Source organism: Paraoerskovia sediminicola, assembly GCF_030296575.1.
Lineage (GTDB): Bacteria > Actinomycetota > Actinomycetes > Actinomycetales > Cellulomonadaceae > Paraoerskovia > Paraoerskovia sediminicola.
This window is the reverse complement of record NZ_AP027729.1, coordinates 1,457,092-1,470,855: the sequence shown is the minus strand read 5'-3', so window position 1 is coordinate 1,470,855 and position 13,764 is coordinate 1,457,092. Positions and strand designations below refer to the sequence as shown.

Below are 13,764 nucleotides of genomic sequence, written 5' to 3'. Positions count from 1 at the left end.
GCCGACACCCGGCGGCCGCGCACCGCCCCAGCAACGACAGAACCCGGTGCCCGGAAGTCCGGGCACCGGGTTCCTCGACCTGATCGACGAGCCGCGCGCAGGCGATCAGGGCTGGCGAGCCACCCTCGTGCGCAGGGCCAGCAGCGCAGCTCCGGCGACGACGAGCGCACCGGCGAACCACGCGGCAGCACCTGACGAGAAACCGGTCGACGCGAGCTCAGGGACCGCGACCTGCGCGGCGGCCGGCGTCGGGGCCGCGGGCTGCGCCGGGACCGCTACGGGGGCGGCGACGTCGGCCGAGATCGTCGCCGTCTCGCCGGGGAGGACGGCGTCGCTCATCGGGACAGCACCGCCGTCGGCCTCGTCGCACGCCTCGTCGGTGAACTGGTACTCGAAGATCGCGCCCGTCTCGTCCGCGAAGTACAGGATCGGGTCGTCGCCGTACTCGGCATAGATCGCGTCGACGTCGAACGCGTAGCCCTCGTCGGTCAGGGTGAGCAGGGCCGAGTACCCGCTCTCGTCGAAGAACACGTCGGCGACCGCGAACCCCACGGGCTCGTCGTTCTCGGACCACACGTACCAGGTGTCGTCGTCCACGCCGCAGGCGTCCTCGACATCGACCCAGGGGACGTCCGCGACCTCGGCGCCCTCGGCGGGCGCGTCGGTACCGGCCAGCGCGTCCTCGGCGTCGCCGAGCGGGTCGTCCGACGCCTCCGAGGGCGGGACCACGGACCCGCCGGCTGCGCCGCCCGTCTCGTCCGACGCGTCGGCCTCAGCCTCCTCGGACGGCTCGTCGTCCGATGCGTCAGCCTCAGCCTCCCCGGGCGCGTCGTCCGCGCCGGCCGCCGGTTCATCGGCCACCAGCACCGATGCCTCGATCGCTTCCGGCTCGACGGCCTCCGCCGACGCACCGTCCTGGGCACCCTGCTGTCCGGGCTCCTCGGCGCCCGATCCGTCGCCTTCGCCCGGCTCGTCGCCCTCGAGCGAATCCTCCAGGAGGGGGTGACGTCGTCCGACCCGTCGGTCGTCGCGTCCTCGGCGACCGCCTCGGACGACGGCGGCGTGTCGTCCGTGGCGGCGGCGACTCCCGCCGGCCCGCCGAGGACGATCAGGCCGGCGACGACAGCGCCGGCGAGAGTACGTGAACTCATGGCTCATCCTTCAGAAACGGCCGCGTCCGGTCGCCCGGGGGCGCGGTCGTGCGCGGCAGCCGATCCCGGTACGTCATCGCGCGATGCCCCCGGCCGGACACGCGGTCGCGGTCCGTGAGACCTCGCTGACCAGGACGATCGACGTTCGCTCGAGCGAATCGTAGGGCATGTCGGGGCGGCCCGGAAGACCATGGATCAGACGCGCGCGCGAGGCTCGGGACGCCGTCCGACACCGGGCCGGGACGCGTGCCGCCAGCGGGTGAAAACTTCCCCGGGCCCGCGCGCTACCCCGCTTCACCGGACCACACTGGTCGAGGCCGGAGCGGCATCCGGTCGCCCACGGAAGCGAGGACGCGATGTCAGAGGTAGTCCGGGTCCGGACCTGCGCGGCGAAGGGCTGCGGGGCCTCGCACCGGCTCGCCGTCGAGGAGCCGCTCGACCACGTCATCGGGTTCGTGATCCACGACGTCGCCCGGCAGGCCGAGGACGCGGCTCGCCAGATCGACGTCCACTACACCTGCCCCAGGACCGATCGCCTCGTCCGCGTCTCGATCCGGACCGCGATCCCTGGTGAACCGACCGTCTACGTCATCGGGGACTGAGGCGATGACCACTACGGGCGCCACACCGCACGGTCACGACGACGCTCCCCGGGAGAGCGAGGCGGGGCCGGGCGAGGACGTCGAGGACGCGATCCCCCGGCCGAGCTCGAGCGTCGCGCCTGGCTGCGGTCGCTGTACCGCACCGGGGTCGAGCGGTCGAACGACGTCGTGCTGTCCTTCGCGCGGCAGATGATCACCGTGAGCGCGGCGGCCTCCGCGACGACCGTGGCCGTCGCCGACCTCGGCAGCACCGGGATCAACCTCTGGGTGGTCCTCGCGACCGTGGCGTTCTTCGGCCCGCTCGGGATCTTCGTGTCCGTGCTGCTCCCGACGAGGGTCCCGGTCTCCACCAGCGCCCTCGACCGCTACCCGGCCGACCTGGTCGCGCTCGCCGAGCGCCGCCGGAAGCGAGCGATCCTCGGCACCTGGACCCTCGCCGCGGCCGTGCTCCTGGCCGCGACCGTGCTCGCGCTCTCCTAGGTCGGCGGGCGGGTCGGCGCGTCGGTCGGCACAGGCCGACCCGCCCAGGTCCCTCAGCCCTCGGGGAGCTCCGCAAAGGCCTGCTTCGTGTCGCGGTACCAGCCCATCGCCTTCTTCGGGTGCCGCCAGCGGCTCTTCATCGCGTCGCGCGCGGCCTGGTGGGTCGCGTCGCCGGCCTTCTCGGCCTCCTTGAGGTGGCGGTCCTGGGCGTTGATGACGTCGTCCGCGGTCTCGCCCTGGTGGGCGAGGTCGCACGGCCCGCCGAGCTGGCTGCAGGTCATGGTCTTCATGCTGTTCTCCTCGCGTGAGATGTGGTGGTGGTGAGGTCCTCACTTGTTCGACGGACGGCGTCCGGCAGATGTGACCGGCCCGAGCGTCCGCGTCCGTCAGCCGCGCCGCTCGGCGCCGTCGCGTCGGGACACGCGTGCGAGCACGGCCGGGTCGGCCGTGAACACGATGCGCCGGACGACGCCCCCGGACACGGTGAAGTCGAACAGCACCTTCGCCTCACCGCGGTAGAACCACGCCGCACCGGCGCGACCGTCGACGAGGACGGGCAGGGCCGCGTGCGCGCTGCCGTCGAAGAACTGCGCGACCTCGGCACGCCCGTCGATCCGGGTCGGCGTGCCCGCGAGGATCGCCGCGTCGTCCGCGGTCACGAGGGCGTCGGGGGCGAGCAGACGCAGGAGTCGGTCGAGGTCTCCCCGCGCGCGGCGTCCATGAACGCGTCGACGACCTCCCAGTCGGCAAGCTGGTCCTCGACGGCAGGCTGAGCGACCTTCGCCCGGGCGCGCGAGGCGAGCTTGCGCGCGGCCGTGGGCGTCGTGTCCAGCAGCGTGGCGACCGTCGCGAACTCGAACCCGAAGGTGTCGTGCAGGACGAACGCGACGCGCTCCGACGGGGTGAGCCTGTCCAGCACCACCTGGAGCGCGACGCCGACGGTGTCGGCGAGCGCGACGTCGTCCGCGGGGTCGGGGACCGTGTCCGTCGTCGTGACCTCGTCCACCGGCGTAGGGACGCGCAGCCGCAACCGGTCGAGGCAGAGCCGCGTGGTCACGGTCGTCAACCACGCGGGCAGGTTCTCGATCTCCGCGTCGGTGCGGTGCAGGCGCAGCCACGCCTGTTGGACGACGTCCTCGGCCTCGGCGTGGTCGCCCAGCACGCGCGCCGCGATCGTGAGCAGGCGAGGGCGCTCGGCCTCGAACTCCTCTGTCCGTCCCATGCTGTCCGCCTCTCTCGTTTTCGTCTTCTGCTCCGACGACTCCGCAGCGGCGCGGAACGTGACGAGGTTGCCACACCCTGCACACGACGAGGCTCCCCCGTCCTGCGATCGGGGGAGCCTCGTCGTGCAGCTCTTCTATGCCGCGGCCTCCAGGACGAACGTCGTCGTCGAGGCGTTGCCCAGCGTGTCGAGCACGACCAACGTGTTCTCGCCCTCCACGGCCCCGAACTTCCCCGGCGCCACGAAGTTCAGGTCCGACCACGCGTTGTCGGTCAGGTCTTTGACCTTCCCGTTGAGCGTGAGCCGGTCCACCTTCGCGGTGACGTCGTGCAGCTTGAACGACACCTTCGAATAGACGCCGTCCGACCCGACGGTGAAGCTCTCACCGGACTTGACGGTCACCTCCGGGCCCGTGGCGTCCAGGGTGAACTCGACCGTGGTGGCGTTGCCTGCGACGTCGTACACGACCAGCGTGTTCTTGCCCTCCACGGCCCCGAACTTCCCCGGCGCCACGAAGTTCAGGTCCGACCACGCGTCGTTCGTCAGGTCCTTGTCGGTCCCGTTGAGCGTCAGGCGGTCGATCATGCCGTCGTCGTGGAGCTTGAACGACACCTTCGAGTAGAGCCCGTCGGACCCGATCGTGAACTCCTCACCGTCCTTCACGGTGACCTCGGGTGCGGTGACGTCCGGCGCGGCCGTCGCGGTGATCGGGAAGGCCCAGGCGTTCACCCCGTCTCCCTCGTGCGCACCACCCGTCTCGGCGAACGACACGAGGATCTGCGCGTCCTCGCCGAGCTGCTCACGGATGTCCGCATCGATCGGGACGGTCACCGTGCCGCGACCCTTCGAGACCTCGGTCTCGACGGAGGCGAGCAGGTGCCCACCCATGTCCGGCGCCCACGGGGGCGCTGCCCCGTCGTCCTCCGAGCAGGCCTCGAACCCGTAGACGTCGCCCTCACAGCTCGACGTCCAGACCGGGACGAACCTGGGGTCGCCCTGCCAGAGGAAGGCCCGCACCGTCCCCGCCTTCTTCGTGCGGTACGGGAGCACGACCTGCGTGTCCTCGATCGCCACGTCGCCCAGCCTCAGCGCCTTGCTCGGCTGGACCCCCGAGATCGTGCCGCCCCGGACCGCGGACTGGTAGACCGTCTGCGGCGACTCGACACCCGTGAGCGCCGTGTCGGGGATGATCGGTTCGGAGGGCTCGGTCGAGCGGTCCGCGGGCGGCGTGTACCCCGCGAGGTACGCGTGGCCCCAGCGGTAGGGCTCGGACTGCTGGCTGCGGAACGCGGACCACGAGAGCCGCGTCTTGCCGATGTAGTCCTGCGTGTCCGAGTCGTAGGGGGTCACGTTGAGCCCCAGGAAGGTCGGGTCGACCTCGTTGTCGGCGAGCTCACCCGTGGGCGCGCTGCTGGTGGGCCCGACGGCGGCCGGAAGGTCCGCGAGCGGGACCGTCACCTCGACGTCGTACCCGCCACCGGCGTAGGTGCCGTCGGCCTCGCGCGTCACGTTCACCGCGACGTCGACGCCCGGTGCGTTGGGCGCCTCCTCGACGGTGTCGGCGAGGGGCCCCGTGGAGAACCCCTGGTGGTTGTCGGCGTCCCGCGACCAGCACGGCCCGTCGACCCCGTTCCCGTTCGCGCCCTCCGGGTCGTCCGTGAACGGGAACATGCCGAGCTTGAACGTGGTCGACGTGTCGATCGAGTCCCCGCGGGGGTCGAGCAGCAGCTCGACCGAGTCGACCAGCCAGTGGCCGAAGCACCGGTCGGGCGGCGGAGCGACGCTCGCCCGGTCGTCGGTCACGTGCACCTGCGCGTAGAGGGTGTCGTCGTGCCACCCGAGCAGTGCGGTGCTCCCGTCTCCGCAGTCGGTCCCGTCCGGCTCGCACGCCGAGCCCTCCCACCGGCTGCCGACGTCGATCGCGTCCTGGTAGACGTCGTCAGCGTCACCGTCGACGGCGGGCGCGCTCGCCAGCTCGGGGATCACCGTGGTGGGGACGACGTACGCCGTCAGGTCCTCGGACGACGTCCCGAGCGACGACGTGGTCGTCGCAGTGAACGCCTCGGTCCGGCCACCCGGGTCGTCCGGGTCCAGGCTGGTCACGACGAACGTGACGTCCGTCGAGTCACCGGCGGCGAGGTCCGTGAAGGGCAAGGCGCCCTCCTCCACCTCGAACCCTGAGGGCGCGGAGAGCTCGACGGTCCCCGACTCCGATGCGGCGCTCCGGTTCGTGACGGTGACCGGTACGGTCACGGACTCGCCGGCACCGATGTCGGCGATCGCGACGGAGCGACCCCCGACGTAGACGTCGTTCTCCTCGGTCCACCGGTCGTACTCCGCAGCGGTGCCGGAGCGCACGAACCGACCCTCGACCGGGGCGACGAGCGCTACCCGCGTGTCGTTGTACGCCGTGACGTCCGCGCCGTCGAACACGGCCGACATCTTGTAGACCGTGTCGTCGGCGTCGGCCGGCGCGGTCACCGTGAAGGTGGCCTCGGTGGCGGCGTTCGCCCTGATCCTGCCGACGCTCACCGGGTCGGAGACCGTCCAGCCGTCGGGGACGTCGAGGGTGATGTCGCCGCCCTTGACGCTGCCCTTGCCGGAACGGATCGCCACGGTCACGTCGAACGGCTCACCGGCGGCCTGGAAGTAGTCACCGCCGTCGATCTGCAGCGTCGAGCCCAGCGGCATCCCGCCGGGGTCTGCGACGACCGCCCCGTAGAGGACTGCGTCGTCCATCGCTGCGGCGTCCGACCCGTTCGGCTGCATCGGCACCACGGACTGCGCGACGCCGTAGCGCTGGCACGAGGGGTCGAACACCGTCTTGACCATGGTGCGCGCCTGCGTGGGGTGCGCGCGTGCGCCCTCGCGGCCGACCTGCGCCCAGGTCTTGGCGCTGCCGGCCGGCTGCCCGGCGACGTTCCCGTCGGCCCACACGTACGGGGAGTCGTACCCCGTCCAGGTGCCGACGACGGTGTACGGGTTGTTCTCCGCGGGGACGAAGCCCTCGAGGCAGCCCGGTCCCGCCGTGCCCCCGGTCCCCGCGGACGAGGCACCGGCGAGGATCTTCTTGACCTGCCAGGTCTTGACCTTTCCCAGGCCCTCGAGCTGCTCGGGGAACATGCTCGGGTCCGCTGCGGCCGCGGCCGCCTCCCAGACCATCCGGCCCTGGGCGTACTGGTGGTTCCCGTGACCCGCCGCGAGCGACGGCGTGCTGCCGACGAGGATCTCGGGCTGGGTCTCACGGATGATCCGCACCGTGCGGCGCAGCGTCTCCTCGGCGTCCCAGACGGACGCGGTCAGGGGAGCCGACGTGTTGTAGAAGAAGTCGACCCGGTCGAGGTTGAAGATGTCGACCGTCCCGGACCGGACGTGGGAGGTGCGGTCCTCGTTCTCCCGACGCAGACCGAGGTCGGGCCCGGACTCGGAGCCGACCGAGTTCGACCCGCCCTCGCCACGCGTGGCCATGATGATCCCGCACCGCACGCCGTAGAGGTCGTTCCAGACACCGCAGGGAGTCGTCAGCCCGGCGTCGTCGTCCGGGTGGGCGTAGATGCCCATCACGTCGATCTTGCCGCGCTTCGTGCTGGTCGCGACCGATGGCTCGCCCACCTCCAGCGTGGTGGACGGTGCGGCGGCGCTGACCTGGGCGGCGGGCTGAGCGCCCGCGGATGCCGGTTCCAGCGCGCTGGCCGGGAGGGCGGCGGCACCGACCACGAAGGTGATCAGCGAGGCCGCGAGCAGTGTGTGTCGGCGTCTCATTCGGGTTCCTCCATTGGAATCGTCATCCATGGAACGTCCAGCGGACGTCGATGTCCGCACCTTCCAAAGTAGACCGCGGGTAAGCAACACGCAAGCATTACTTTCCACTACCGATCAGATATGCGCGCTCCGATGCGCATATACGGTCACTCGCGTACGGCGCCCTCGATCATCCCCTTGATGAAGTGCCGCTGGAGGAACACGTAGAGCACCACGACCGGGAGCGCCACCATCACGGCGCCGGCGGCGAGGAGCGCCGTGCCCTGCGTATACTGCCCCTGGAAGAACGCCAGCCCGAGCGGCGCCGTCCGGACGTCCCCGCTGGGCGACATGACCAGCGGGATCAGGAACTCGTTCCAGGTCCACATGAACGTCAGGAGCACCAGGGTCAGGATCGCCGGCCGACCGATCGGCACGAGGATCTGCCAGAGGACACGCATCGGACCGGCGCCGTCGAGCCGAGCCGCCTCGATCAGCGCCCGCGCCGCCGAGCGGAAGTACGTACGCATCCAGTAGGTGCCGAACGCGATCGACATGGCTATCTGCGGCAGCGCGACGCCCCAGATCGTGTTCGTCAGGTGGAGCGACCTCAGGTCGTAGAACAACGGCACGATGAACGCCTCGGTGGGCACCATGATCCCGAGCAGGAAGAGGTAGAAGAACGCCGTGGAGCCGCGGAACGTCATCGTCCCCAGGGCATAGCCCGCGAGGATAGAGGCCAGGACCGCCACCACGACGACCAGGACCGACACGACGACGGACGTCAGCATGTAGCTCCCGAAGCGCCCGACCTCCCACGCCTCGGGATAGTTCTCGGGGTGGACCAGCCCGCCCTCGCGGGCGACCGAGGCGCTCTCCGGACCCAGGGACAGCGTCAGGACGTAGACGATCGGCGCGAGGATCACGAGCGCGAACACGCCTAGGACGAGGTAGTTGACGTTGCGCTCGAGCGCCGAGACTTTCACTTGCGCTCCCCGAACCAGTTGACGCCTGCGTTGATGATGAAGACGAGGATCGTCAGCGTGACACCGATCGCCGCGGCGCTCCCGACCTCGCCCAGCTCGAACGCTCGCCGGTAGACCTCGTAGCTGGGCACCGTCGTCGATGTCCCCGGTCCACCGCTCGTCGTCACGTACACGAGGTCGAAGGTCTTGAGCGCGGCGACGATCGTCAGCGTGAGCGCGACGGTGATCTCGCCCCGCACCGCCGGCAGGGTGATCGCGAAGAATTCCTGGACCGGGCCCGCGCCGTCGAGCCGTGCCGCCTCGTACAGGTCGGGCGACACCCTGCTCATCCCCGCCATGAGCAGGACCGTCACCAGTCCGGTCGACACCCATGTGCCGATCAGGCCGACCGCCGGGAGCGTGAACGTGTAGTCGCCCAGCCAGGGGCGGGCAAGAGAGCCGAGGCCGACGGCGCGCAGCAGTCCGTTGAGCGGGCCGTCGGGCGCGTAGATCTGCCGCCAGGTGACCGCCACGACGACCATCGCGATCACCTGCGGGAGGAAGATCACCGTCCGGAAGAAGCCGAGGCCGCGCACCTTCGCGCGGGTGAGCAGCGCCGCCAGCACGAGCCCGATGCACAGCGGCAGGATCGCGTAGAAGAACACGAGGACGAGGGCGTGCCAGAACGCCTCGCGCAGCCGCTCGTCGTGGACGATGTCGACGTAGTTCGCGAGGCCTACGAACTCGGCGGCGCCGATCCCGTTCCAGTCGAAGAGCGAGAACTGCGCGGCGCGGACGAGCGGGTAGAGCAGGAACGCTCCGTAGAGGAGCAGCGCCGGGGCGATGAACGCGTACGGCACCCAGGCGGGGCCGTCCCGCCGGGCCGGCCGCCTGGGGACAGCGCGCCGGACGGGGCGCGAGGCGCCCCGTCCGGTCACGGTGGTGACATCAGCCATTGGACGAGACGAACTCCGAGTAGTCCGTCTCCAGCGTCTCGGTGAACTCCTCCGGCGTGGCGCGCCCGTCGAGCAGGTCCTGCAGAGCCTGCCCGAGCGTGTCCGAGAACGTCGGCGTCGCGTAGTCGAGGTACGGGAGCAGGTTCCCCTCGTCCGTGACCCGGGCGAACGACGCGAACACGTCGCCCAGCACGCCCTCGTCGGGCGCCAGCTCGGCCGTGTCGTTCACCGGCAGGTTGTCGGTGTCCGCGAGCACCTGCATCGCGTCGTCGCTCGTGATGAAGTCGATGTACGCAGCAGCGACGTCGGGGTTCTCGGACGCCGAGGTGATCGCGAACGGGAGGCCCGTCCCTCCCGTGGTCGCCGGGACGCCGTCGGCCGTGTCGGGGACGAAGAACCCGACGTCGTCCTGCATCGCGTCGCCCAGGTCCGCAGCGAGCCACGAGCCCCCGATGAGGAACACGCCCTCGCCGTCGGCGAAGTTCTGCCACGCGGCGTCGTAGTCCGTGCCGTTCACGCCGTCGTTGAAGTACCCCGCGTCGGCCCAGCCCTGGAGAGTGGTCGCCGCCTCGACGTTCTCGGGGGTCGTCCAGCTCGCGCCCGAGTTCCCGAGGCCGAGGTCGACGATCTGCTCGGCGTCGACCGAGCCGCCCTGCACGGGACCGAAGACATGGATGGCCGGCCACTGGTCGATGTTGCCCAGCTGGATCGGCACCTCACCCGCCTCCTTCGCCGTCGCGAGCGCGTCGTCGAACGTCGTCCAGTCCGTCGGCAGCTCGACGCCGAGGTCGTCCAGCTTGCTCTTCGAGTAGAACACCCCGACGACCTCACCGACCTGCGGGAGACCGTAGAGGTTGCCGTCGCCGAAGGTCTTGGCGTCCTCGCTGTACGTCGAGTACTGGAGGGTGTTCGGCGAGAACCGGTCGAACCACCCGTACGCGTCCGCGTAGTCGTCCAGCGGGACGAGCTGGCTGTCCGCGACGAACTGGCCCATCGTGTTGCGCCCGTTGTTCGACTGGACGACGTCCGGCGGGTCCTCGTCCGTGAGGGCGAGGCGCAACGTGGTCGCCAGGTCGTCGAACGACTGCGAGTTCCGGTCGATGGTCACGTTCGGGTACTGCTCCATGAACGCGTCGTTGAGCTGGGACATCTGCTCGTCCTGCCCACCCCGGACCTCCTGGTCCCAGACGGTCAGCGTCACGTCGCCCGCGTCGGAGATGTCGGTGCTGACCTCGCCGGACGGCGCGTCCGCGGTGGTTTCCTCCTCGGTGCCGGACCCTGGCGCGCACGCGGCGAGCGTGACCAGGAGCGCTGTGCCGGCGAGACCGGCCGAGAGCTTGGATCGGTTCATGATCTTCCTTTCATCGGAGCGGGATCCCGCCGTTCAACGGTGCCGTGTCACAACCGGCGAAGGGGTACGAGTTGTCGGCGCGGCGTCGCAGCGCACCGTCGGGGACGACGTCGTCGAGGAACCCGAATCGGGCGACCGTGTCGCGCTCGCCCGAGGTCCGGACGTCGTCCCACCAGTCGGCGACGTCCCCCCACCCGGGTGCGGCGAGCGCGCCGCCGAGCGCCCCCACCGAGAGCGACGCGCAGAGCGCGGCGAACGAGAGGCACTGCTCGAGCGGCCAGGCCTCCGACGACCCGACGACGAGCGCCGCGGCGAAGACGTCGCCCGCCCCCGTGGCGTCGCGCCCCTGGACCGGGACCGGGGGAGCCGTGACCTGCTCGCCCGTCGCCGAGCTCACGGCGACTGCGCCCGCCGACCCACAGGTGACGACGGTCAGCGGCGTGAGATCGCTCAGGGCGCGCGCGGCGTCGAGCGCCGTGCCGGTCCTGGTGTAGGCCATCGCCTCGGAGGCGTTCGGGGTGAACGCGTGGCACGACGACAGGGGCGCGAGGTCCGCGCGGTCCCACCGCTCGGTCGCGTCCCACCCGATGTCCGCGAAGATGCGCGTGCCGCTCGCCGCGGCCGCGTCCCACCACGCCGCGGTCCGCTCGGAGCGTGCCATCGCCCCTAGGTCCGCGAGCGCCGCCCGCGCGTTCGCCGGGCCGGCGACGAGTTCATCCACGCTGATCGGTGGGACCTCCTCGTGAGTGACCATGCTCCGGTCGTCGCCCGAGGCGATCGAGACGGTCACGGGGGTGAGCCAGCCGGGCGCGATGCGGGACCGAGAGAGGTCGATGCCCTCGCGGTTGCCCATGTACTCGGCGCACCACCGGCCGTATACGTCGTCACCCAGCACGGTCGCGAGGGCCGTCCCCAGCCCGAGCCGCGCCGTCGCGACCGCGAGGTTCGCGATGCCCCCAGGGCTGGTGGCCATGGACTGCGCGTAGACCTCGGTCCCGGGGCGGGGCGGTCGACCCACGTCGGCCAGGATGAGATCGAAGTAGACCGGTCCCGCGAGCAGCACGTCGACCGGCGTGCTGGAATCGGCGGGTTCCACGTCGTCTCCTCCGTCGGTGAGCGGCGGCCAGGGTCCTTCGGTGTGACTGACGATACGTCAGAATGCTCGAAGTTGCGCATCACAATGCTCGAACATGACTGCTAACATTCGAAACATGTTGACCACGACCCGGCAGGCGCGCATCCTCGAGTCGCTCCGTTCGAACGGCGAGGTGACGGTCGACGGCCTGGCCTCGCTCTTCGGGGTCTCCCCGTCGACGATCCGCAGGGACCTGAACTCCCTCAGCGACGAGGGTCTGCTGCGCAGGGTGCGCGGTGGTGGGAGCGTCGAACCCGACTCCGTGCCGTTCCAGGACGTCGAGAACCAGCACCGGTCCGAGAAGATGCTGGTCGCGGAACGTGCCGCGCAGCTCGTCTCCCCGGGTGACGTGGTCCTCATCGACATCGGCACCACGACGGCGCTGCTCGCGCGACACCTGCGCGGACGCCAGATCACGGTCGTCACCTCGAGCATCGCCGTCATCGACGAGCTCCGCGACGACGACACCATCGAGCTCATCGTCCTGGGAGGCGTGGTCCGCAAGAACTACAACTCCATGGTCGGCGCCCTCACGGAGCAGGCGCTCGCGCAGATCCGCGCGACCGCGTGCTTCCTCGGGACCAGCGGGATCAGACCCGACGGGACGCTCACCGACACGACCGGCATGGAGGTCCCGGTGAAGCAGGCGATGATCGCGTCCTCCGCCAAGACGTACGTGCTCGCCGACGAGTCGAAGTTTCCCGGCGTAGGCATCCTCGCCGTGTGCGGCCCAGACAAGATCGACGCGGTCGTGACGAACGAGGGGGCCGATCCCGCGACGCTCGAGGTCCTGCGCGCGCACGACGTGGAGGTCGTGGCCGCATGAAGCTCACGATCGTCGGTGGCGGCGGGTTCCGGGTGCCCCAGGTGTTCGAGGCCGTCGCCAGCGACGACGCGCCGGTCCGGATCGACGAGCTGACGCTGCACGACGTCTCGCCGTCGCGGCTCGAGACGGTCCGGGCGATCGTCGAGCGGATGGCCGAAGAGGTGCGCCACGCCCCCGCGTCACCATCACCACCGACCTCGACGAGGCGCTGCGCGACGCCGACTTCGTCTTCAGCGCCGTGCGGATCGGGGGTACCGGGGGCCGGATCGTCGACGAACGCACCGCGCTCGGTCTCGGCGTCATCGGGCAGGAGACGGTCGGCCCCGGCGGGCTCGCCTACGGGCTGCGCACGGTGCCGTTCATGACCGCGCTCGCCGAGCGCATCGAGGAGCTCGCCCCGCGGGCCTGGGTCATCAACTTCACGAACCCCGCCGGCATCGTCACCGAGGCGATGCAGCGGGTGCTCGGTGACCGCGTCGTCGGGATCTGCGACACGCCGATCGGGCTCATGCGCCGCGCCGCCGTGGCCGTCGGCTCATCCCCCGACGAGGTCGACTTCGACTACGTCGGGCTGAACCACCTCGGCTGGCTGCGGGACCTGCGGGTCGCGGGCGAGAGCGTGATGCCGAAGCTCCTGCGCTCGGACGACGCCCTCGAGTCCATCGAGGAGGCGAGGCTCATGGGCTTCGACTGGGTCCGGACGATCCGCGCGCTGCCCAACGAGTACCTCTACTACTACTACTTCAACCGCGAGGCGACGGCCCGCATCACCCAGGCGCACACGACCCGAGGCGAGTACATCGACGACCAGCAGGAGTCGTTCTTCGCCGCGCCCGGCGAGGACCCGTACGCCACCTGGCTCGAGACACGTCACGCACGCGAAGCGAGCTACATGGCGGAGAGCCGGGCGGAGGACGAGGAGCGCAACGAGTCCGACGTCGACGGCGGCGGCTACCAGACCGTCGCTCTCGACCTCATGGCAGCGCTGTCGACCGGGCGGCGCAGCACGATGATCCTCAATGTGCGCAACCGGGGGCTCGTCCCGCAGCTTCCCGACGACGCCGTGGTCGAGGTCGGCTGCGTCGTGGACGCCGACGGCGTCCACCCGTGGCCGATCGCGCCGCTGGAGGGCGAGATGCTCGGTCTCGTCACCCAGGTCAAGGCCGCAGAGCGACTGGTGATCGAGGCCGCGACGAGCGGGTCGCGTGAGCTCGCGTGGCGCGCGTTCGCGGCCCACCCGCTCGTCGACTCGGTCGACGTCGCCCGCACGCTCCTCGACGAGTACGCACGTGGCTTCGAGGAGCTCCGGCACCTCCGATAGGCCGCACCCACCAG

At 70.8% G+C, this 13,764-nt stretch carries 12 protein-coding genes and 1 pseudogene; 4 read left to right on the top strand and 9 right to left on the bottom strand.

Going from position 1 to position 13,764, the window contains the following annotated elements; all coding sequences use genetic code 11:
- Window positions 1-105 precede the first annotated feature (105 nt).
- Window positions 106-861: a hypothetical protein gene (locus QUE47_RS06950; RefSeq protein WP_286219144.1), complete on the bottom strand. Its 756-nt coding sequence runs from the start codon at window positions 859-861 to the stop codon at window positions 106-108.
- 646 nt (window positions 862-1,507) lie between these two features.
- On the opposite strand from QUE47_RS06950, the gene QUE47_RS06945 reads away from it, so the two are divergent.
- Entirely contained in the window at window positions 1,508-1,753 is a 246-nt protein-coding gene (locus QUE47_RS06945; RefSeq protein ID WP_286219143.1) for a hypothetical protein, read from the top strand.
- Window positions 1,754-1,921: 168 nt separating this feature from the next.
- The gene (locus QUE47_RS06940; protein WP_286219142.1) at window positions 1,922-2,233 is read left to right on the top strand and encodes a hypothetical protein; all 312 of its coding nucleotides are present in this window, start codon (window positions 1,922-1,924) and stop codon (window positions 2,231-2,233) included.
- Window positions 2,234-2,286: 53 nt separating this feature from the next.
- On the opposite strand, the gene QUE47_RS06935 is transcribed toward QUE47_RS06940, so the two are convergent.
- From QUE47_RS06935 to QUE47_RS06900, 8 genes are all read right to left on the bottom strand, one after another.
- A complete protein-coding gene (locus QUE47_RS06935; protein WP_286219141.1) occupies window positions 2,287-2,523 on the bottom strand; it encodes a hypothetical protein in 237 nt (78 codons plus the stop codon).
- A 96-nt stretch (window positions 2,524-2,619) separates the two neighbouring features.
- On the bottom strand, window positions 2,620-2,892 hold the full coding sequence (locus QUE47_RS06930; protein ID WP_286219140.1) for a hypothetical protein: 273 nt from the start codon (window positions 2,890-2,892) through the stop codon (window positions 2,620-2,622).
- Window positions 2,889-3,455 carry a sigma-70 family RNA polymerase sigma factor gene (locus QUE47_RS06925; protein ID WP_286219139.1) on the bottom strand — a complete coding sequence of 189 codons (567 nt, stop codon included), beginning with the start codon at window positions 3,453-3,455 and terminating at the stop codon, window positions 2,889-2,891. Before QUE47_RS06925 ends, QUE47_RS06930 begins: the two co-directional genes overlap by 4 nt.
- A gap of 135 nt (window positions 3,456-3,590) precedes the next feature.
- Window positions 3,591-7,217, bottom strand: coding sequence for an NEW3 domain-containing protein (locus QUE47_RS06920; protein WP_286219138.1), 3,627 nt, complete (start codon window positions 7,215-7,217; stop codon window positions 3,591-3,593).
- A 146-nt stretch (window positions 7,218-7,363) separates the two neighbouring features.
- Window positions 7,364-8,182 carry a carbohydrate ABC transporter permease gene (locus QUE47_RS06915; RefSeq protein ID WP_286219137.1) on the bottom strand — a complete coding sequence of 273 codons (819 nt, stop codon included), beginning with the start codon at window positions 8,180-8,182 and terminating at the stop codon, window positions 7,364-7,366.
- Entirely contained in the window at window positions 8,179-9,117 is a 939-nt protein-coding gene (locus QUE47_RS06910; RefSeq protein ID WP_286219136.1) for a carbohydrate ABC transporter permease, read from the bottom strand. Before QUE47_RS06910 ends, QUE47_RS06915 begins: the two co-directional genes overlap by 4 nt.
- Window positions 9,110-10,468 (bottom strand): ABC transporter substrate-binding protein, encoded by a 1,359-nt coding sequence (locus tag QUE47_RS06905; RefSeq protein ID WP_286219135.1) that lies wholly within the window; start codon window positions 10,466-10,468, stop codon window positions 9,110-9,112. The genes QUE47_RS06910 and QUE47_RS06905 overlap by 8 nt, the downstream gene beginning before the upstream one ends.
- Before the next feature lie 10 nt (window positions 10,469-10,478).
- The gene (locus QUE47_RS06900) at window positions 10,479-11,564 is read right to left on the bottom strand and encodes a carbohydrate kinase family protein (RefSeq protein WP_286219134.1); all 1,086 of its coding nucleotides are present in this window, start codon (window positions 11,562-11,564) and stop codon (window positions 10,479-10,481) included.
- A 115-nt stretch (window positions 11,565-11,679) separates the two neighbouring features.
- On the opposite strand from QUE47_RS06900, the gene QUE47_RS06895 reads away from it, so the two are divergent.
- Window positions 11,680-12,429 (top strand): DeoR/GlpR family DNA-binding transcription regulator, encoded by a 750-nt coding sequence (locus QUE47_RS06895; RefSeq protein WP_286219133.1) that lies wholly within the window; start codon window positions 11,680-11,682, stop codon window positions 12,427-12,429.
- A pseudogene (locus QUE47_RS06890) lies at window positions 12,426-13,750 on the top strand (6-phospho-beta-glucosidase). Before QUE47_RS06895 ends, QUE47_RS06890 begins: the two are co-directional and overlap by 4 nt.
- Window positions 13,751-13,764 lie beyond the last annotated feature (14 nt).

Excerpts from the sequence above, each read along its gene's own strand:
- QUE47_RS06945 (WP_286219143.1), top strand. The coding sequence starts at position 1,508 with ATGTCAGAGGTAGTCCGGGTCCGGACCTGCGCGGCGAAGGGCTGCGGG.
- QUE47_RS06935 (WP_286219141.1), bottom strand. The coding sequence starts at position 2,523 with ATGAAGACCATGACCTGCAGCCAGCTCGGCGGGCCGTGCGACCTCGCC.
- QUE47_RS06925 (WP_286219139.1), bottom strand. The coding sequence starts at position 3,455 with ATGGGACGGACAGAGGAGTTCGAGGCCGAGCGCCCTCGCCTGCTCACG.
- QUE47_RS06920 (WP_286219138.1), bottom strand. The coding sequence starts at position 7,217 with ATGAGACGCCGACACACACTGCTCGCGGCCTCGCTGATCACCTTCGTG.
- QUE47_RS06910 (WP_286219136.1), bottom strand. The coding sequence starts at position 9,117 with ATGGCTGATGTCACCACCGTGACCGGACGGGGCGCCTCGCGCCCCGTC.
- QUE47_RS06905 (WP_286219135.1), bottom strand. The coding sequence starts at position 10,468 with ATGAACCGATCCAAGCTCTCGGCCGGTCTCGCCGGCACAGCGCTCCTG.
- QUE47_RS06895 (WP_286219133.1), top strand. The coding sequence starts at position 11,680 with ATGTTGACCACGACCCGGCAGGCGCGCATCCTCGAGTCGCTCCGTTCG.